Origin of the sequence: Cryobacterium sp. MP_M3 (genome assembly GCF_015752155.1) — a bacterium.
GTDB lineage: Bacteria > Actinomycetota > Actinomycetes > Actinomycetales > Microbacteriaceae > Cryobacterium.
In genome coordinates, this window is record NZ_JADOVI010000006.1 from 211,699 (window position 1) to 231,442 (window position 19,744).

Sequence of the window (19,744 nt, forward strand, 5' to 3'; positions counted from 1 at the left end):
GAATTCAGGAGCGCAGCCCGGACCAGTGCGACGGATGCCAGCCGGCGCCCCTCACTCAGGCAATTCTCCTGAATTCGGAACAGGGTAGGCCGGCAAGGGGTCGCCCGCTCGGGGTGCGATGGACTGGGGTTACCTGCCCCGCCGGTTCTGGTCGTCGACGAGCACGGCCACGGTGCGGGCGGGAACGGTGACCGTGCCGGTGGCCTTGTCCCAGGTCGTGGTCTTGACCACGGTATCCGTGCCCGTCGCCTGGGTGCGGCTGAGCTTGTAGGTCTTGCCGGCCAGCTCCTTCAGCACGATCGTCTGCGGCTCGGGGCTCGCGTTGAACACTGTGAGCACACCGTCCAGCTTGCGGTCGACGTCGGCACCGACGGTGTCGTCGAGGCGCATCACGATGACACCGGGAATCTCAGTCGGACCACCCGCCGGGAAGGTCAGCTTCTGCTTGATCAGCTTCGCATCGCCGAGCCGGAACAGCTCAGTCGACTGCTTGAGCCGAAGCAGATCCTGCGCCTGGCTCGACGCGGACGCGATGTCGGCCGGGGTCGGCGCGAGCGCCGGGTCCTTGAGCAGCGGCCGCTGGATGTCCCACTTGTCTGTGTTCGAGGCCGCCGACGGCAGACCCACCCCGAAGTTGTTCGTCTGGCCGGTCCAGTCGATCCGGTTGAACCAGTCACCCGAGTTGTAGCTGTCCCGGTCGAGCGACTTGGAGCGCAGCAGATCGGTGCCCGCGTGCCAGAGCGACGGTGCCTGGGAGAGGGTCGCGGTGGCCAGGGAGAGGGTGTTCATCCGCACCCGGTCAGTCATCGCGGAGTCGGCCGGCATCTTGAGGGCGAGCAGATCGAAGAGCGTCTCGTTGTCGTGAGCGTCGACATAGTTGATCACCTCGGCCGGCTGGTCGGCGTAGCCGGCCGGGGACCCGTTGTAGTCGAGCTGGTCGCCGCGCTTCACCGTGCCGTCGCCGGTGACGAAGCTGAAGTCCCGAAGGTTCGCGGCCAGCCCGAGCCGCACCAGGTCGGTCGTCTGGGCCAGCTTGGCCAGGGCCTGCTCCGGGGTGCCGTTGATCGCCGCGCCGTTCGGATCGGTGCCGAGACCGGTGCCGAAGCCCTGCTGCTGAACCGTGCCGCCGTCGACGGGACTGCCGCCGTGCACGGCGTCGCGCAGCCGGTCGTTGAAGGTGCCGATTCCGGTGCCGCCGAGCTGGCCCTGTTTCGCCTGTTCGAACAGCGCGTTCTTCGCCACCTCACCGAAGTCCCAGCCTTCGCCGTAGAGGTAGATGGCCTTGCCGTCCACGCCGTCCTTCTTCTCGGTGAGAGTGTTCAGCGCCTTCCGCACGTTCAGCAGGTTCTCCTTGGAGTGGTGACCCATCAGATCGAATCGGAAGCCGTCAACCCGGTACTCCCTGGCCCAGAGCACGACCGAGTCGACCATCAGCCGTTCGGCCAGCCGGTGCTCGGTCGCCACGTTCTGGCAGCAGGTCGAGGTCTCGACCGCGCCCAGCGGGTTCAACCGGTGGTAGTAGCCGGGCACAACCTTGTCGAGAACGGACTTGGCCGTCTGGCCGCTCGCCGCGGTGTGGTTGTAGACCTCGTCGAGCACGACCTGCAGGCCGTCGTCGTGCAGGGCGCCGACCATGCTGCGGAACTCCGCCACCCGGGCTCCGCCACGCGCGTTCACCGCGTAGGAGCCTTCCGGCGCCTGGAAGTGCAGCGGGTCGTAGCCCCAGTTGAAGCCGTCGGTGTCGGCCACCGCCTGCACGCAGGCCTGCTGCTCGGGCGAGGCCGGCCCGAAGGAGGCGAGGTCACAGGCCGGAACGGCCTGCTTGCTGCGGTCCTCCTCGATGGTGGCGATGTCGAAGGTGGGCAGGAGGTGCACAGTGTTGAGTCCGGCATCCGCCAGCTCCTTCAGGTGCTTTGTGCCGGCGCTGTCCACGCCGAACGCGCCGTAGGTTCCGCGGAGCGCCGCCGGCACGCTCTGGTCGGAGATCGAGAAGTCACGCACGTGCAGTTCGTAGATCGAACGGTCCACGGGGTTCTCGATCTCGGGCGACTCGGCCCGCTCCCACTTCTTCGGCCGGAAGTCCCCGTTCGCGAGGTCGACGAACACCGACCGGGTCGAGTTGGTGGTCAGGGCCACCGAGTAGGGGTCGGTGACCTGGTTCACCTCGATCTTGCCGGTGGTCGGTGCGAACACGGTGACTTCGAAGGCGAAGGATGCGTCGGCCCAGCTCTTCTGGCCCGTCGCCGTCCAGGTGCCGTCGGTCTGGCGCTTCAGCGCGACCCGTTCGGGTTCGGCGGCGTCCCCGGCGGTCCAGGCGAGCAGGTCCACTTTCTGCGCGGTGGGCGCCCAGACCGAGACGGTCGGCCGCTTCTTCGACCAGGAGACGCCGAGCGGCCGGGCGGCGGCGGCATCCGCGTAGAGGTCATCGAGCACGCCGGGCAGCTGCACCCCGGTGAGCGCGGTCAGCACGTCGCCGGCCTGGCTGACCTGCAGCTGGGTGGTGAGCAACCGCTCTATTGCGGCGCGGTCGGTGCCGACCGGGCGCAGCACGACGGAGTTCGCCAGAGCGGGGAACGCCTTCTTCTGGGCATCGGTCAGCCCGGCCTTGTCGTAGGCGAGTTTCACGGTGTCGCCGCCGGTGACGGCGCCGTCGACGAGGGAAAGGGTCGCATTCGGTGAGGAGTGCAGGGCGTAGCCGAGGTCGGCCGGGTCAATGTTCACCGGCAGCAGGTCGCGCGGCCAGGCCAGCGTCTTCTCGCCGAGCCAGTGGGCGCGCTGCTGGCCGGTTCCGGCGAGCGGCGGGTCGGTGGCTTCGATCGTGAGCACATGGCTGGCCAGGTCGTAGCTGAACGTGGTCTGCTTGCCTTCGGTCACGCTGAAGCCGATGTTGGCGCCGCCCGGCACGCCGTTCGCGCCATAGTTCTCGTCCCAGCTGAGATTGTGCGCCACCTTGCCCTCGTAGCTGCCGGTGGGCAGGGTGCTGGTGCTCCAGGTGAGGATGCCGTCACCGTCCACGTCCTGCAGCCAGGTGGCGAGGCAGTCGGGTTTCCAGTCTCCGGGGCACCCTGCCTCCTCCTGGAAGGAGCCGGCGGCGACGACGATCGGGCCCTGCGCGGTGTTCTGGAAGAAGTTGCTGCGCGGGTCGAAATAGAACGTCACCGGGCCGCCGGGCGCGGTGAAGGCCACGTTCGCGCCGTTCGGCACTCCGCCGGCGCCGTAGTTGATGTCCCAGGAGCCATTGATCGCGACCTTGTAGTCGTAGGCGCCGGCCGGCAGATCGAAGGTGCCGGCGTAGACGCCGTCGGCGCGCTTGGTGAGCTTCGCGGCCTCGCAGCCGGGCTGCCAGTCACCCGCACAGCCGATCTCCGAGTCGAGGCTGCCGGCGACCGTGACCAGGTCGATGGCCGGCGTCGGCGGAGCGGTGTCGGCAACGGAAACGGTGTTGCCGACCGAGGCGTAGGTGGAGGCGGCGGCGCGCTGGCCGGCGGCATCCGTGGTCACCGCGCGGTATTCGACCAGGGTGCCCTTGGCCAGGCCTGCGGTGTCGTGGAAGACCCGGGGGGTGGTGTCCTCCGCGGTGCCGAGGGCTGTCCAGTCCGGGGAGCCGACCACGCGCCAGGCGAAACCGGTCTCGGCCCAGGTACCCTCGTCGACCGTGGCGGCCACGGGTGAGACTCCGGATACACCGGCGCCGGCCTTCGGGGCGGCGACCGTGATCGCGGTGGCCGCGGCAGGCGCGGTGACCGGGCGGTCGGCGACGAGCACGACCGAGCCGAGCGCGGGAACGGTGACCGAGAGGTCACCCGTTGCCGACGCGGTGCCCGGCGTTCCGGCACCGTAGAGCACGGAGAAGGCCGCGTTGTCCGTGAGGGTCGGCACGGTCACGGTCTTGGCGAGGGCCGAGTTGTTGACGGCGACGAGGTGCTCGATCTTCGCGGTGCGGTCGACCCGGCTGAACGCGTAGATGCCGGCTCCGGTATCGGTGTAGCGCTCGATCTGGGCGCCGGTGGCCAGGGCCGGGTTGTTTTTGCGGAGTGCGGAGAGGGCGCTGATGTGGGTGTAGAGCGGGACGTCCGTGCCGAACCGGTCGACCGACCCGGCCGTCTCGCCCGTGATCAGCGGCTGGTTCTGGTAGTCGGTGACTTGGCTGGCGAACAGGGACTGGCGGGCGTCCTTGTCGCCGCCGGTGCCGGCGAAGCCCTGCTCGTCGCCGTAGTAGACGACGGGCTGGCCGCGGGTGAGATACATCAGGTCGTGGGCGAGCTTGTCGCGCTGCACCGGCGAATCGGTGCTCTTCAGGAACGAGCCGATCCGGCCCATGTCGTGGTTTCCGAGGAAGGTGGGCAGGGCGTAGGCGTTGGAGTTGGGGGTGGTGTACTGGTCGTCGCTGGCGAAGAGCTGGCTGAGACCCTTGGCCGAGTTGCCGGCCGCGAAGCTTGTGGCCTGCGACTGGAAGCCGAAATCGAGCACCGAGCTGAGGTCGGTCTTGCGCACGTAGGGAGAGGTCTTGGCGGCATCCGCGTCGAAGACCTCGCCGAACATGAAGAAGTCAGGCTTGCCGTTGGCCCGGGCATAGTCGCGCACGGCGGTGGACCAGGTCTGCCAGAACTCGAGGTTGACGTGCTTGACGGTGTCGATGCGGAAGCCGTCGATGCCGAGGTCGACCCAGGTCTTGTAGACGTCGATGAAGCCGTTCACGACGGCGGGGTTCTCGGTCATCAGGTCGTCGAGGCCGGAGAAGTCGCCGTCGAGGGCGCTCTCTCCCTCGAAGGTCGAGTCGCCGCGGTTGTGGTAGAGCGTGGGGTCGTTCAGCCAGGCCGGCACCTTGCGGTTCGCGTTCTCGGCGCTGAGCGTCGGCGTGTACGGGAACGAGGTGGTGTCCAGCGCGGGGAAGTCGGCTTTTCCGGCGTAGTCAGCCGGGTCGAAGGCGTCTCCGGCCGCGGTCGTGTAGGGCGAGGTCGCCTTGTCGATGTAGCCGTACTTCTTCTCCGCGTTGTCGATCAGGTCGGCGGTGTGGTTGGTGATGATGTCGAAGTAGACCTTGATGCCGCGGGCGTGCGCGTCGGCAATCAGCGCCTCGAGTTCGGCGTTCGTGCCGAGGTGCGGGTCGATCTTCGTGAAGTCGGTGATCCAGTAGCCGTGGTAGCCGGCCGAGGCATTCACGCCGACGCCCTGCACCGGGTTGTTCATGAACGATGGCGTGAGCCAGAGGGCGCTCGCGCCGAGCCCCTGGATGTAGTCGAGGGAGGAGCGGAGGCCCGCGAGGTCGCCGCCGTTGTAGAAGCCTTTGTTGGTCGGGTCGAAGCCGGAGACCTGGGGATCTGCGCCGAGGCCGGCCGTGTTGTTGGACGGGTCGCCGTCTTTGAACCGGTCGGTCATCACGAAGTAGAACTGCTCGTCGCTGCCGGGTTCGCGGATGGGGTCGGCCGCGAGCGCGGCATCCGCCTCGGAGTAGGGGCCGGCGAGGCTGAGCGCCTCGAGTCCGACGCGCTTCTTCGCGAGGTCGAAGGTGAACCGCAGGGTGCTCTCGCCGCCGATGGTCAGCGGGATGTTGTCCGCCCCGCCGTCGAGCCCGTAGGCCTGGTCCCACCCGTCGTCGAGTGCGACCTTGTAGTCGTAGCTTCCGGCCGGGAGAGTGAAATCAGCGGACCAGACGCCGTCGACGCCCGTCGGGGCGAGTTCGGTGGCGGCGCAGGCCGGCTGCCAGTCGTCCGAGCAGCCGAGCTCGCTCTGGAGGCTGCCGACGAGGGCGACGGTCGGCGTGGCCGCCACCGCCGCGACCGGGGCGAAGACGAGCCCGGAGACGATGATCGCCCCGGCGCCGATCGTGGCCAGGATGCGGCGTGCGATGGTGCGTTCGGTCAGCATTGACTCCCCCAGTCCCGCGCGGTGTCGCGCGATGAACAACAGCTGAGACGCTACTCCGCGCCCCGACATTCCTGCAAGCGTTTACACACAATTTGGCGTCAATCGGGCTCGATCGGCCGAAGTGCCCCAAAACCACCCTCGTTGGAGAGCCAAATCGTTCCGATCGGACCGGTCCCCGCTGTGTAAACGCTTGCAACAGTTCTTCCAAGACAGAGGTGCTAAACAGGAGGCATGACTTCGATTCGTGGAGCCGCGCAGGTCTATCGCGGTCACGTCTTCCACATAGCCGGCTCGCCCACCGTGTCGGAGGCGAGGCGCCATCTCGTCTCCCTGCCCGACGGCGCCCTCGTCACCGGCCGGGAGGGCCAGATCGACTGGGTCGGCGACTTCGCCGATCTCCCCTCGGAGTTCGCCGGCCTGCCGGTGACCGACAACCGGGGCGGCTTCATCCTGCCCGGCTTCGTCGACACCCACCTGCACTTCCCGCAGACCTATTCCACGGATGCCTACGGCGGCGGGCAGCTGCTGGAGTGGCTCGACAACTGCGTCTTCCCGGCCGAATCCAGGCTGAAAGACCCCGAGTTCGGCGCCCGGATCGCGCGGGACTTCACCCGCCGACGGATTGCGGCGGGCACCACGAGCGCCCTCGTCTTCGGGTCGGCGTTCCCGCCCGCGCAGGACGCCCTGTTCGCCGAGTCGGAGCGGGCCGGCCTGCGCCTGGTCAGCGGGCGCGGCATCCAGACCATCGGCTCCGAGTCGTCGCGGGCGCTGCTCACCGGCGAGGCTGAGGCGCTCGACCTCGTCACGGCGGAGATCGACCGCTGGCACGCGGTCGATACCGGCGACCCGGCCACGGCTCTGCTGCAGGTCGCGGTCGTTCCCCGGTTCAGCCTGTCTGTCACACCGACCACGCTCGCCGGGCTCGGCGAACTCTACGACGACGTGCGCGGCCGGGGCGTGTACTTCCACAGCCACCTGAACGAGAACAACCGGCCGGGCACCGGTGAGATCGACGCGGTCAAGGCGATCTACCGGGTCGACACCTACCTCGACACCTACGACGGCCGGTTCCTGCCCGGTTCGGTGCGCGGCGGGTCGAGCCTGCTCGGTCGCCGGAGCATCCTGGCCCACGCCGTGCACTGCGAGGATGCCGAACTCGCCCGGCTGGCCGAAACCGGCACCTCCGTCGCGCACTGCCCGACCTCGCAGCAATTCCTCGGTTCGGGCACCATGCCGTGGCTGCGCACCACCGGGTTCGGGGTGAACGTGGCGATCGGCTCGGACATCGGCGCGGGCGACGAGTGGCTGGTCTCCCGGGTGCTCAACGACTGCTTCAAGGTGCACCTGTCCGAGCCGGGCGACGCCGGGCTGTCGATCGACCCGGCCGCGTTGCTCTTCACCGGCACCCTGGCCGGCGCCCGCGCCCTCGACATGGAGGCGCGATTCGGGAACTTCGACGTCGGCAAGGACGCGGACTTCCTGCTCATCGAACCGGACCGCTGGGAGCCGCTCGCGAGCGTGCTCGAGCGGGGCATCCGCGCCGACGACGCGGAGATGGCCACCGACCAGACCCTGTTCGCCCTCCTGCTGGCCTTGCGCCAGCCGGCGATCACCGGCGTCTTCGTGCGCGGCCGCCGGGTCGTGGCGCCGGAACCCGAGTACCGGTCGCCGGCATCCGCGCGCCTGGCCGGGCGGACCGAACGCGCCTGAGGCTCAGCGTGTGAGGCTCAGGGCGTAGGGCCCCGCTCCTGATCATCAGATCCTGCCGAGCAGTTCCTGCCGTTTCGCCTCATACTCGGTCTGGGAGAGCAGGCCCTCGTCCCGGAGCCCGGCCAGCGCTTGCAACGCTGCGACCGGATCCGTGCCGGGGGCGGGCTGCCCCGCCCGCGACGATCCTCGGCTGAGGCGCAGGGCCACGACAACGATCAGCAGGGCGACTCCAGCCAGGGCGACCACGACCGCGAGGATGATCAGGACGTGCCAACCGGTGAGGTTGTTGAGCATGTGTTCCCCCTTCGACTGCGCCGGCCACCGCCGACGCTGGTGCCGACTCTAGTCCGCCGGGGGTCTGCCCGCGGCGCGCAGCACCGCCGGGGAACGACCGGCGTCCGACCACGGGCCGGCCAGGCCGATCACCGCGATGGCCGAGGTCGGCATCGGCACGGACTCCCCGGTCAGCAGCGCCGCGAGGTTCTCGATCCCCGGGTTGTGGCCGACCAGCACGACGGTGCCCGCGTCGTCGGGCAGCTCGCGCAGCACGCCGAGCAGCTGCCCGGCCGAGGCGGCATACGCGCGGTCCTCGACCACGGTCGGCGGCACGGCGTCGAGTTCCGCCGAGGCCAGGTCCCAGGTGCTGCGCGCCCGGTTCGCCGACGAGACGACGGCGAGGTCGATGCCCAGGATGCTGCGGGCCAGCCACTTCCCGGCGCGCGGCGCCTGGTGGCGGCCCCGGCCGTTCAGGGGGCGGTCGATGTCGGCCTCGTCACCCGACCAATCGGACTTGGCGTGCCGCAACAGGATCAGCGTGCGCTCAGGCATGAAGCCAGTCTGCCACCGTTCTCCGGCCGCGGTCCGGGCAGGCGACGGGCAGGTCGCCCTACGATGGCAGGCATGACGCCCCTCCCTCCCCCCGTTGCCGGTCTCGTGCTCGCGGCCGGCGCCGGCTCCCGGTACGGCCGCCCGAAGGCGCTCGCCACAACCCCTGAGGGCACGTCCTGGCTGGTCAGGGCCGTGCACACCCTGGCCGCCGCGGGCTGCCACCCGGTGATCGTCGTTCTCGGGGCCGGCGCCGACGAGGCGGAGGCGCTGCTCGGCGACTACCATCCGGGCGAGCTGGTGGTCTCCCGGGCCGAGGACTGGGCCGACGGGCTCTCCGCCTCACTCCGGGCGGGGCTGCGAACGGCGGCGGCGCTCGGCCCCGGTCCGCTCGCCGTGGCCGTCGTCCCGGTCGACGTGCCCGGGCTGACCGAGGCCACCGTCCGCCGGCTGATCGGCCCGGCAGAGCTCGGGCCCGACACCCTGAGACAGGCCTGTTTCCAGGGGCGGCCGGGGCATCCGGTCGTGATCGGGCGCGCGCACTGGGCCGGCCTGATCGCCTCGGTCAGCGGGGACACCGGGGCCAGACCCTACCTGCTCGCGCACCAGGCCGGGCCGGTGGAATGCGGCGACCTGGAGACCGGCGCCGACATCGACGTGAACACCGACGTGAACACCGACGCCGGCGTCGCACGGGAGACCGGCCGCGGCGGGACGACCGGGCATCCGCCCGATCGGTGACCGCCGAGCGCCATCCGTGGAATCATGGGGTTTCCGCGCCCTCCGCCGCCCACCGGCCGTCACCGTTTCCGAAGGATCCCGTGCTCGAGACACTCCGCCGCCACCCCGCGAACCTGCACCTGGGGCTCATGCTCGCGCTCACCTTCTCCACCGGCGTGGCGGATGCCGTGGGCTACCTCGGCCTGGACCGGGTGTTCACCGGCAACATGACGGGCAACGTCGTGATCCTCGGCATGGCCCTCGCCGGGGCGAACAACCTGCCGGTGGCCGGCCCGCTGTTGGCGCTGTTCACGTTCATGCTCGGCGCCGCCGTCGGGGGGCGGGTGCTGCGCCCGGTCGCGATCGGCTGGACCACTCACGCCAGCGTGCTCTTCGGCGTGCAGGGACTGGTGATGGCCGCCCTCTCGGTCGCCCTGTTCCTCGGCGGTGGCCGCCCACCGGCACCCTTCGACCTCGTGATCACCGGCTTCCTCGCCGCGGTGATGGGCCTGCAGGCGTCGATCGCCCGCCACATCGGGGTGAAGGACGTGACCACGGTGGTCGTCACCTCGACCATCACGGGCTTCGCCGCCGACTCGCGGCTCGGCGGCGGCAAGGGGCAGCCCTGGTTCCGCCGGATCGCCGCGATCGTGCTGATCGGCGCCGGCGCCGCGGTCGGCGCGCTGCTGCTGATGACACACATCGGCTGGGGGGTCGCCCTGTCGGCGGTGATCACCCTCGTCGTCACCGCGCTCGGGCACGCCGCCGGCCGGCCGCACCACGCGCCCTGACCGGCCCCGACCCCGACGCCGCGGGGCTGACCGGGCCGGACCCGGTGGAATTCCGGTCCCCGTCGTGGGAACCTTGAGGGGTGCCGAAGACTGTCGAACGCCCCGATCTGCAGGAGGCGGTGTCACTGGACCGTCCGTGGATCACGATCGTCTGGGACGACCCGGTGAACCTGATGTCCTACGTGGCCTACGTCTTCCGCAGCTACTTCGGCGTCACCGCCGAGGAGGCGGAGCGCCTGATGCTGCAGGTGCACAACACCGGCCGCGCGGTGGTCGCCACCGGCAACCGGGAAGCCATGGAGCGCCACGTCGAGGCCATGCACGGCTACGGCCTGTGGGCGACGCTGACCAGGGCAGACTCGTGATGCAGTTTGAACCGTCCGCGGAAGGCCGCGTGTCCGCGCACTTCGAACTGGTCGAGGTGGGCCTGCTCCGCCTGGCCACCAGCCAGCTGGTGGAACTGCTCGAGGCCGCCGATGCCCCCACGCCCGGCACGGCCGCCGACCCTGCCCTGAAACGGCTGCTCCCGGATGCCTACCTGGACGACCCGGGGGCCGCGGCGGAGTTCCGTCGCTTCACCGCCGGCGATCTCCTCGACCGCAAGGTGCTCAATGCGAAGGTGGTCCTGGCGACCCTGGGCGAGGAGCCGCTCGACCCGATCTCCGACGAACCGGACGAGGCGCTGCTCCACGACGCGCCGGACGACGCCCCGCTGGCGATCGTGCTCGACCCGCCCGACGTGCAGTCGTGGCTGCGCACCCTCACCGACCTGCGCCTGACGCTGGCCGAGCGTCTCGAAATCGGGCCGGACGGCCGGCCGCAGCGAGAGGACGAGGAGACCCCGTTCCTGCGGGACGTCTACGAGTGGTTCGGGATGGTGCAGGAGTCCCTGGTCTACGCCATCGACGTCTGATCGCGCCGGCTCACGCGAGCGCGCGGGAGCTCAACCGACCACGGGAACGGCCAGCAGTGCCTCCCGGGCCCGGCGCGGCCCCTCGCCGTCGGCGAGGGATGCCCGGAGCCGGTCCAGGCGCAGCCTGGCCGCGCCGTCGAGGGCGAGCAGGGCCTCGGCCGCCACGCGCAACTCGTCGGCCGTCACGACGTTCGGGTCGAGGGACAGCCCGAAACCGGCCGTCTCCACGGCGGCGGCGCCGGCGAACTGGTCGGTGGAGAACGGGAGCACCAGCAGCGGCACCCCGGCGGTCATCGCCTCGGTGACGCTGTTGTTGCCACCGTGGGTGACGGCTAGGGCTGCGTGGCCCAGCAGGGTGACCTGGGGCAGGAAAGCGCGCACGAGCCAGGAGCCGGGGGTTGTTCCGAGTTCGGCCGGGTCGGTCGCGCCGGTCGCGATGGCGACCCGCACGTCGAGCCCGTGCAGGGCCTCCGCCACCCGGGCGAGCACGTCGCCGCGCACGGAGAGGAAGCTGCCGAAGCTCACGTAGACGACCGGCAACTCGCCGGCGGCCAGCCACCGGTCGACCTCGTCGTCGGCGGCCTCCTCGCGCACAGCGGAGCCGAGGAAGGCGTGCGGCGGCAGCAGCGCGGTGCGCGCCGGGTCGTGCAGTTCGGCCGGGTAGTTGAGCAGGAGCACATCGCCCGCCTCCATGAAGGCGTCGCCGCTGGGGGTGGCCGCGGGGTCGAGGCTGATCAGGGCGTCGTTCCACTGGGCCGTGAATGCGGCGCTCACGTCGTCGCAGGCCAGGTGCAGGGCCTCGAGCGCGGCCGGGCGGGGCCGGAACGCCACCGGCCATTCCGGCGGATAACCGTAGACCTCGTCACCCACCGGCAGCGCGGACGGGTGCCCGAGCACGACGTCGGCGTGACGAATGCCCGCACTCTGCAGCGCGAGCCTCGCACTGAACGCGAGGTGGTCGACGATCACGTGGTCGGGCTGCACCTCGGCGACGATCCGCTGCACCTCCCGGGCGACCTCGACCGGGTTCCAGAGCAGGTCGTTGCTGCGCGCCTCGGCCTGGAACAGGAGCGTCTCGACCATGCCGCGGCGGGTCGCGGCGAAGAATCCGCGGAGGGCGTCGTCTTCGCCGGTCGGCTGCTGCTCGGCCCGGATCGTGCCGGGGTTCGAGCCGCGGCCCAGTTGCAGGTTGACCCGCTCGAAACCGAACGCGCGCACGATGTCGGCCGTCGCCGGGCCGCTGGCCACGACGACGCGTTCGCCGGCCTCCTGCCAGGCGGTGCCGAGGGTGGCCAGGGGAAAGAGGTGGGAGGCGTAGTCGGGGCTGATGATCAGCAGGGTCATATCAGGTTCCTCCTCAGGTCAGGTCTCGCATCAGGAGAGGCTCAGCGCCCAGGCGTTCGGTCCGTCGGTGACGGAGACCTCCCGGTAGACGGCGGCCAGGGTGGACGCCATGGCCTGGATCGTGAAACCGCGGGCCACCATCTCGCGGGCACGGCCGGCGAACTCCGGTCCGAACGGGCCGGCGGCGACCATGAGGGCAGCGGTGATCCCGCCGGCCAGCGCGGCCGGGTTGCCGGTGTCCACGAGGAAACCCGTCACCCCTTCCTCCACGTAGGTGGCCGGTCCCCCCGAGTGCGGCGCGACCACGGCGAGGCCGGTGGCGAGGGCCTCGAGCAGGGCGATCCCGAACTCTTCCTTCACGCTCGCGCAGACATACACGCCGTTCGGTCCGGCCAGGCCCGGCCGGCCGGTGCGCGCGGCCGCGAGCCAGCGGGCCACGGTGTCGTTGCTGCGGTGCCCGGCGAGCAGCAGTCCCCGTTCGGCGGCCCCGTCGGGCGGAACGGCCGCGTTCATTCGGTCCAGTTGTGCGCGCTCGTCTGCCGACGGGGTGAGCAGGTCCCCGCCGACGATGAGCAGGTTGCAGGCCGCGGACAGCGCCGGGTCGGCCGACCAGGCCTCGACGAGCGCGGCCATGCCCTTGACCCGGTGCAGCCGGCCCACGGTGACGGCGAGCGGCAGTCCGCGTCGCTCGGGCGGGAGGGCAGCGAGCAGGTCGTCGAGCTCGGCGAACGCCACCGCGCCGGCCGCGGTCAGCCGATCCGGGTCAACGGCGGCGGAGCCGTCGAGGGATGCCGTGGCGTCCGCGAGGGAACGCTCGATCACGGCCAGGTCGATGCCCTCCGCGATCACCGAGTGGCGTTCCGGGTGCTGCCGGATGTCGATTCCGACGAGCTCGCGCATGTCGCGCTGCAGTTCGGGCCGGGGGAAGAGCACGGTGTGCGCGGCATCCGCTGCCAGCCGCTGCACCAGCCGCACCCGGAACCAGAAATGCTCGGCCTCGTCCACCGTGCCGAAGTTCGCACGGGTCAGGGCGCCGGCCGCATCCAGCGAGTGGATGACGCTGTGCGGGTCGGGTGCCACCGTGAACACGATGGGGATGTCCAGTTCGCGGGCGACGGTGGAGGCGGCGAGGGTGCCGACATCCGCCATCCGCAGGTGGATCGCGTCGACCGTTCCCGCTGCGCGGAGGATGCGCCGGATGCCGCGCTGGGTGGCGATCCGGCGCGGCCAGGCGTCGACCGACGCGACCGGCTCGCCGAGGAACGGGACGGTCGCGAAGGCGTGACCGGCCAGGGTGGAGCCGACCTCGGAGAGGCAGGCCAGGGCACCTTCGAACCCGCCCCGGGAGAGCGTGAGCACGCGTTCGACCCGCTGCTCGGTGGGGGCATCCTCGCGTCCGGGCAGGACGGCGTGCTCGCCCGGTGTCGGGCCGGCGACCAGGGCGTCGCCGAGGCGCACGAGCAGGGTCGCGATGCCGCCGTTGTCGCCGGCGCCGACCTGGCTGAGTTCACGGTCGATGTCGGCGTGCAGGAAGAGCTGGGCGATGGTCGCTCCCTGGCTCCACGGCGCGCGCGGGTAGCTCGGCACGGTCAGGTCGACCAGGGCGAGCCGGGCCACCGCGGCGAGCACGTCGTCACCCCGGGCAAGCTCGGTGACGATCGCGATGGTGGCGTCGTTCGGGCCGAGGTCGCCGAGGGCGGCGATCGCGGCCACGCGCACCTCGGTCGATTCCGCCGGGTCGACGGCGATGCGGCGCAGCAGGCGCTCAGGGATGCGGCCGGCGACCAGGCCGATCGTCTCGACCAGGCGGGACCGGGCCCCGGCATCGACGACGCCGACCAGGGCACCCTCAAGGGCGAGCCCCACATGTTCCGGCACCGACGACGCCCACTGCTCGAGGGTGCGCTGGGCGATCATCCCGGGGAAGCCGCCGGCGACGACCATGGTCACCAGCCCGGAGATGGCGTCGAGGCGAGGCAGGCGGGCTCCGAAGGCCCAGGCCGTGTGCTCGCGGATGAACAGGGTGTCATGGCCGAGCAGGGTGACCAGCACATCGTCCGCCGATTCGTCGAAGACCTGGGCGAGCGAGTGGATCGCCGCGATCGCGGTGAGCTGGTCTCCCGGGTCGACCGCGGCCTGGGCGAGCAGGCGCACAGCCCGCACACCGCCGTCCCGGCTCGCGGCGACGGTCAGGTCATCGGCGGCCCGGATGCCGTCCAGGATCGAACGCGACTGGCGCATGGTGTCCAGGGTCGTATGGGTTCCCACGGGGTGTTCTCCCTGTCGTCGGGGCGGGCGGGCGTCACGTGCGGTCTGCGTGCTGCCGATGATACTTCGGAACGCGAAACCGTCCGGATCGCCGGCGGCGAATCCGCTCCCGGTCGAGTCAACGCTATAGGCCTGACCAGCGGGCAGATACCGGCTGGGAATCCGCCGAGACTCCGCCGACGGGTTTACTTGCCGGTCTCAGGGGGCAGGATGGATGCATGACACGTCGTGCACCGATCGAAGACATCAACGAGAACAACCTGCGCGTCAAGAAGCCGAAGAAGTCCGCGGCCGGGCTGGAAGCGGTGGCGGTCGCCCTCGAACGCGGGATCGCCCAGGCCGGCGTCACCCGCACCGCCCGCGCGCTGCTGCGGTTGAACCAGCGCGACGGCACCGACTGCCCCGGCTGTGCCTGGCCGGAGTCGCAGGGCCACCGCAAGACGGCCGAGTTCTGCGAGAACGGCGCCAAGGCCGTCGCCGAGGAGAGCACCCTGCGCACGGTGACCCCGGCGTTCTGGGCTGAGCACTCGATCGAGGAGCTCGCCACCAAGACCGAGTACTGGCTGGGCAATCAGGGCCGGATCACGCATCCGGTGGTCATCCGCCCCGGTGACACGCACTACTCGCAGATCACCTGGAACGACGCGTTCGAACTGATCGGCGAGAAGATCCGGGCGACGACTCCGGACCGCACCGTGTTCTATACCTCGGGTCGCACCGCGAATGAGTCGGCGTTCCTCTACCAGCTGTTCGCCCGCTCGATCGGCACGAACAACCTGCCGGACTGCTCCAACATGTGTCACGAATCGTCGGGTTCGGCATTGAACCCCACGATCGGCATCGGCAAGGGCACCGTCTCGCTCGAGGACATCCACCAGGCCCAGTTGATCCTGGTCGTCGGCCAGAACCCGGGCACCAACCACCCGCGGATGCTGTCGGCCCTCAAGGAGTGCAAGGACAACGGCGGCCGGGTCGTCGCCGTCAACCCGCTGCCGGAGGCCGGGCTGTTCAACTTCAAGGACCCCCAGTCGGTGTCGGGCCTGATCGGCGACGGCACCGCCCTCGCCGACGAATACCTGCAGATCAGGGTCGGCGGCGACCTGGCCCTGTTCCAGGCGCTCGGCCACCTGCTGCTCGAGGAGGAGGAGCGCGTGCCCGGCTCGGTCGTCGACGCGGAGTTCGTCGCGGAGAATACCCAGGGAATCGAAGAGTACCGGGCCGCTCGCAAGACCATCGACTGGGCCGAGACCGAGAAGGCCACCGGCCTGAACGTGACGCAGATCTCCACCGTGGCGCGCATGATGGCCGAGTCGAAGGCCACGATCATCTGCTGGGCCCTGGGCCTGACCCAGCAGCCGCACTCGGTGAACACGCTCAAGGAGATCATCAACCTGCTCCTGCTGCAGGGCAACTTCGGCAAGCCCGGTGCCGGCGCCTGCCCGGTGCGCGGCCACTCCAATGTGCAGGGCGACCGCACGATGGGCGTCTGGGAGAAGCCGAAGGAGTCGATGCTGGCCGCGCTGGATGCTGAGTTCGGCATCCGGTCCCCGCGGGAGCACGGCCTCGACTCGGTCGACACGGTCGAAGCGTTCGAGAACGACGACGTCGACGTGTTCGTCTCGATGGGCGGCAATTTCGCCCTCGCCTGCTCCGACACCGAGGCCCTCGAGGCCGCGATGCAGCGGGTCGGCCTGACCGTGCACGTGTCGACCAAGCCCAACCGGTCGCACATCATGCACGGCAAGACCTCCCTGATCCTGCCGACTCTCGGTCGCACGGACACCGACGACAAGCACCCCGGCGGTCGCCAGGTGCTCTCGATCGAGGACTCGATGTCGGTCGTGCGCACCACGCAGGGGCGCCTCGACCCGGTCTCCGAGCACCTGCTGGCCGAGCCGGTCATCGTTGCCCGGATGGCCGTCGCCACCCTCGGCGAGGACCACGTGATCGACTGGAAGGCCATGGCCGACGACTACGACGTCATCCGTGACCGCATCTCCCGGGTGATCCCCGGCTTCTCCGATTTCAACACGCGGCTCAAGACGAAGAATGGTTTCGTGCTGCCCAACCCGCCGCGCGACACCCGCAGCTTCGCCACCGACATCGGCCGGGCCCGGTTCACGGTCAGCCCGCTCGAGTACCTGACCCCGCCGCCCGGGCACCTGATCCTGCAGACCATGCGCAGCCACGACCAGTACAACACCACCTTCTACGGGCTGGACGACCGCTACCGCGGCATCTCCGGCGGCCGCCGGGTCATCCTGATCCACGAGGACGACGTCACCGAGCTGGGGTTCAAGGACCGCGACCTCGTCGACGTGATCAGCACGTTCCGGGGCGAGGAACGCCGGGCGAACGAGTTCCGACTGGTCGTCTACCCGACGCCGCGGGGCTGCGCGGCGGCATACTTCCCCGAGGCGAACGCCCTGATGCACCGGGAGCTCGTGGCCCGGGAGTCGAACACCCCCGGCTACAAGGCGATGGCCGTGCGCTTCATCGCGCACGAACCGGCCGGCGTGCCGCAGCTGAGCTGAGGTGTCGCCGATGACCGAGCAGCGCCCCTGGACCGGCCACGTCTTCATCGCGACGAGCGTCGACGGCTACATCGCCCGGCTGGACGGCGGCCTCGACTGGCTGACCGACCGGCCGGGGCCCTCCGGCGACGGCGGCTACACCGAGTTCACGGCGACGATCGACCACATGCTGATGGGCCGAGGCACCTATGAAACGGTGGCGGCGTTCGATCTGTGGCCGTACACCCGGATGAAGGTGATCGTGCTCAGCAGCACCCTCGCCGCGGCCGACGACCGCATCACGGTGGTGCGCAGCCTCCCCGAGGCGATCGACACCCTCGCCGCCGCGGGCGCCGGGCGCGTGTACACCGACGGCGGCCGGGTCATCCAGTCCTGCCTCGCGGCGGGCCTCATCGACGACCTCGTGATCACCCGGGTTCCCGTGCTGCTGGGCGAGGGCATTCCATTGTTCGGGGCGCCCCCGGCGGATGTCCGGCTCGAGACCCTGGGCGTCGCTCAGATCGGCGGCGGCATGGTCCAGGAACGCTACGCCGTGGTGCGCTGACCCTCGCCGCGCTCGGTCTCTATTTGGTCCACAGCAGGCTCCACGATCCGCTCGGCCCCGGCGTAGATCACCATCGAGTTGCCGCGGAGGAAACCGATGAGCGTCATGCCCACCTCCGCGGCGAATTCGGCCGCCAGCGACGACGGCGCCGAGACGGCGGCGAGCACCGGGATGCCGGCCATCATCGCCTTCTGGGCCAGTTCGAAGCTGGCCCGGCTCGACACCATCAGCACCGTGCCGGTCAGCGGCAGCAGGTTCTCTTTCAGCGCCCAGCCGATCACCTTGTCCACCGCGTTGTGCCGGCCGACGTCTTCGCGCAGCACGAGCATCTCCCCGGTGGCGCCGTCGAACAGCGCGGCGGCGTGGAGTCCGCCGGTCTTCTCGAACACGGTCTGCCGGGTGCGCAACAGGTCGGGGAACGAGGTGAGCAGTTCCGCGTCGACCCGCACCGGGTCATCCATTACCGGGAAGGAGGATTTGGTGCGCACGGCGTCGATGCTCGCCTTGCCGCAGAGGCCGCAGGAGCTGGTGGTGAGGAACGACCGTTCGAGGCTCGGGTCGGGGGGCCTGACCCCCGGCGCGAGGGACACGTCGAGCACGTTGTAGGTGTTGAGGCCCTCGTCGGTGGCGCCGGCGCAGTAGCGGGCGGTGAAGAAGTGCTCGCCCCTGGTGATGACCCCCTCCGAGACGAGGAAGCCGGCCGCGAGGTCGTAGTCGTTGCCCGGGGTGCGCATGGTCACGGCCAGGGAACGGCCGTTCACCCGGATCTCCAGCGGCTCCTCCACGGCGAGCACGTCTTCGCGGGTGGTGGGTGGGTGCCCGACGGTCAGGCGGACGACCTTGCGTCGCGCGGTGATTCTGCTCATCAGTCGTTGCCCCTTCTTCGTCGTGCCGGTCGTTCGAGTGCCGCGGGCTCAACCGCCCCGGCCTCAACCACCGATGTAGGACATCTCGATCTTCTTCTTGCCTGCGGCACGAAGCTGGATCGTCTTCGCGCTGCGCAGCTGCGAGTACCGGTCGGTGCGTTCCCGCCAGATCTGCGCCATCACGGTGGCGAGCTGTTCGTCGGTGCAGCCGCCGCGCATCAGGGCGCGCAGGTCATGGCCCTCGGTCGCGAACAGGCAGGTGAACAGCTTGCCGTCGGTGGAGACCCTCGCCCGGGAACAGGAATGGCAGAACGACTGGGTGACGCTCGAGATGACGCCGATCTCGCCGCTCCCGTCGCGGTACCGCCAGCGCCTCGAGGTCTCGCCGTCATAGTTCGGCGCCACCTCGTCCAGGGGCAGCTCGGCGTTGATCAGGTCGATCACCTCGCGGGAGGGCACCACGGCGCCCATCTCCCAGCCGTTGCTCGAGCCGACGTCCATGAACTCGATGAACCGGAGGATGTACGGCGTGCCCTGGAAGTGCCGGGCCATGGCCACGATGTCGTGCTCGTTCTGGCCGCGCTTGACCACCATGTTGATCTTGATCGGGCCGAGCCCGGCCTCGTGGGCGACGTCGATCCCGTGCAGGATCTTCGCGACCGGGAAATTCACGTCGTTCATCGCCCGGAAGGTGGCGTCGTCGAGCGAATCGAGCGACACGGTCACGCGGGTGAGCCCGGCATCCTTCAGCGCCTGCGCCTTCACGGCGAGCGCCGACCCGTTCGTGGTCAGCGCGATGTCGATAGGCCGGCCGTCGGGGGTGCGGAGGGCGGCGAGCATGGCGACGAGTTCCTCGAGGCCCTTGCGGAGCAGCGGCTCACCGCCGGTGAGGCGGATCTTCTCGACCCCGTGGGCCACGCTGATCCTGGCTAGCCTGGTCATCTCCTCGAAGGAGAGAAGCTCGTCGCGTTCCATGAAGGCGAAGTCCTTGCCGAAGACCTCCTTCGGCATGCAGTAGACGCAGCGGAAGTTGCAGCGGTCGGTGACGGAGATGCGCAGGTCGTGCAGCGGCCGGTTCATCGTGTCGGTGACCAGGCCGGTGGGCTCGATGGTCACCTCGGGGAGGTCCGCCAGTGATCGATAGAACCTGGGGACGGGTTCCTGGAGTTCGGCGCCGGTCATGTCTCCACACTAATCGCGGCGGCTGGGAACGATAGGCCGCGGAGGTCAGAGCCGGTGCACGGTGGTGGGGCGTGTAGAGACCCGGGCTCGACAACCCACCCCCCCCGGGGGCGGCCCCCCCAACTTAACCGATCCGGGCGGGGTGTGGGCCAAAATAGTGGGCGCGCCCCCCGCGAACA

General features: G+C 70.2%; 14 protein-coding genes. 7 read left to right on the forward strand and 7 right to left on the reverse strand.

What is annotated here, in order from left to right:
* Nucleotides 1-129 precede the first annotated feature (129 nt).
* Nucleotides 130-5,868: a pullulanase-type alpha-1,6-glucosidase gene (pulA, locus tag IWX89_RS09545; RefSeq protein ID WP_196903306.1), complete on the reverse strand. Its 5,739-nt coding sequence runs from the start codon at nt 5,866-5,868 to the stop codon at nt 130-132.
* A gap of 231 nt (nt 5,869-6,099) precedes the next feature.
* Between pulA and IWX89_RS09550 the strand changes: the two genes are divergently transcribed.
* The gene (locus IWX89_RS09550) at nt 6,100-7,578 is read left to right on the forward strand and encodes an amidohydrolase family protein (RefSeq protein ID WP_196903307.1); all 1,479 of its coding nucleotides are present in this window, start codon (nt 6,100-6,102) and stop codon (nt 7,576-7,578) included.
* 45 nt (nt 7,579-7,623) lie between these two features.
* Here the strand turns inward: IWX89_RS09550 and IWX89_RS09555 are convergent, their stop codons facing one another.
* Complete coding sequence (locus tag IWX89_RS09555) at nt 7,624-7,872, reverse strand: SHOCT domain-containing protein (protein WP_196903308.1); 249 nt, start codon at nt 7,870-7,872, stop codon at nt 7,624-7,626.
* 48 nt (nt 7,873-7,920) lie between these two features.
* Nucleotides 7,921-8,406: a histidine phosphatase family protein gene (locus IWX89_RS09560; protein ID WP_196903309.1), complete on the reverse strand. Its 486-nt coding sequence runs from the start codon at nt 8,404-8,406 to the stop codon at nt 7,921-7,923.
* Nucleotides 8,407-8,478: 72 nt separating this feature from the next.
* Here IWX89_RS09560 and IWX89_RS09565 point away from each other — a divergent pair, with 72 nt between their 5' ends.
* The 4 genes from IWX89_RS09565 to IWX89_RS09580 all read left to right on the forward strand — a co-directional run bounded on the left by IWX89_RS09565 (nt 8,479) and on the right by IWX89_RS09580 (nt 10,827).
* Complete coding sequence (locus IWX89_RS09565; RefSeq protein ID WP_196903310.1) at nt 8,479-9,144, forward strand: NTP transferase domain-containing protein; 666 nt, start codon at nt 8,479-8,481, stop codon at nt 9,142-9,144.
* A gap of 80 nt (nt 9,145-9,224) precedes the next feature.
* Nucleotides 9,225-9,914 (forward strand): YoaK family protein, encoded by a 690-nt coding sequence (locus tag IWX89_RS09570; protein WP_307836486.1) that lies wholly within the window; start codon nt 9,225-9,227, stop codon nt 9,912-9,914.
* An 80-nt stretch (nt 9,915-9,994) separates the two neighbouring features.
* The gene (gene clpS, locus IWX89_RS09575) at nt 9,995-10,279 is read left to right on the forward strand and encodes an ATP-dependent Clp protease adapter ClpS (protein ID WP_307836487.1); all 285 of its coding nucleotides are present in this window, start codon (nt 9,995-9,997) and stop codon (nt 10,277-10,279) included.
* The gene (locus tag IWX89_RS09580) at nt 10,279-10,827 is read left to right on the forward strand and encodes a DUF2017 family protein (protein WP_231383121.1); all 549 of its coding nucleotides are present in this window, start codon (nt 10,279-10,281) and stop codon (nt 10,825-10,827) included. Before clpS ends, IWX89_RS09580 begins: the two co-directional genes overlap by 1 nt.
* A 30-nt stretch (nt 10,828-10,857) precedes the next feature.
* On the opposite strand, the gene IWX89_RS09585 is transcribed toward IWX89_RS09580, so the two are convergent.
* Both IWX89_RS09585 and IWX89_RS09590 read right to left on the reverse strand, forming a co-directional pair.
* Nucleotides 10,858-12,171 carry a glycosyltransferase gene (locus tag IWX89_RS09585; protein ID WP_196903312.1) on the reverse strand — a complete coding sequence of 438 codons (1,314 nt, stop codon included), beginning with the start codon at nt 12,169-12,171 and terminating at the stop codon, nt 10,858-10,860.
* A 30-nt stretch (nt 12,172-12,201) separates the two neighbouring features.
* Entirely contained in the window at nt 12,202-14,439 is a 2,238-nt protein-coding gene (locus IWX89_RS09590; protein WP_196903313.1) for a glycosyltransferase, read from the reverse strand.
* A gap of 218 nt (nt 14,440-14,657) precedes the next feature.
* On the opposite strand from IWX89_RS09590, the gene IWX89_RS09595 reads away from it, so the two are divergent.
* Together IWX89_RS09595 and IWX89_RS09600 are read left to right on the forward strand one after the other, a co-directional pair.
* Entirely contained in the window at nt 14,658-16,973 is a 2,316-nt protein-coding gene (locus tag IWX89_RS09595) for an FdhF/YdeP family oxidoreductase (RefSeq protein ID WP_196903314.1), read from the forward strand.
* A gap of 10 nt (nt 16,974-16,983) precedes the next feature.
* A complete protein-coding gene (locus tag IWX89_RS09600; RefSeq protein ID WP_196903315.1) occupies nt 16,984-17,517 on the forward strand; it encodes a dihydrofolate reductase family protein in 534 nt (177 codons plus the stop codon).
* Here the strand turns inward: IWX89_RS09600 and fdhD are convergent.
* Nucleotides 17,499-18,383, reverse strand: coding sequence for a formate dehydrogenase accessory sulfurtransferase FdhD (gene fdhD, locus IWX89_RS09605; protein ID WP_196903316.1), 885 nt, complete (start codon nt 18,381-18,383; stop codon nt 17,499-17,501). The two genes, IWX89_RS09600 and fdhD, sit on opposite strands and share 19 nt — an antisense overlap.
* A gap of 63 nt (nt 18,384-18,446) precedes the next feature.
* Nucleotides 18,447-19,463 carry a GTP 3',8-cyclase MoaA gene (gene moaA / locus IWX89_RS09610; RefSeq protein ID WP_374220506.1) on the reverse strand — a complete coding sequence of 339 codons (1,017 nt, stop codon included), beginning with the start codon at nt 19,461-19,463 and terminating at the stop codon, nt 18,447-18,449.
* Nucleotides 19,464-19,744 lie beyond the last annotated feature (281 nt).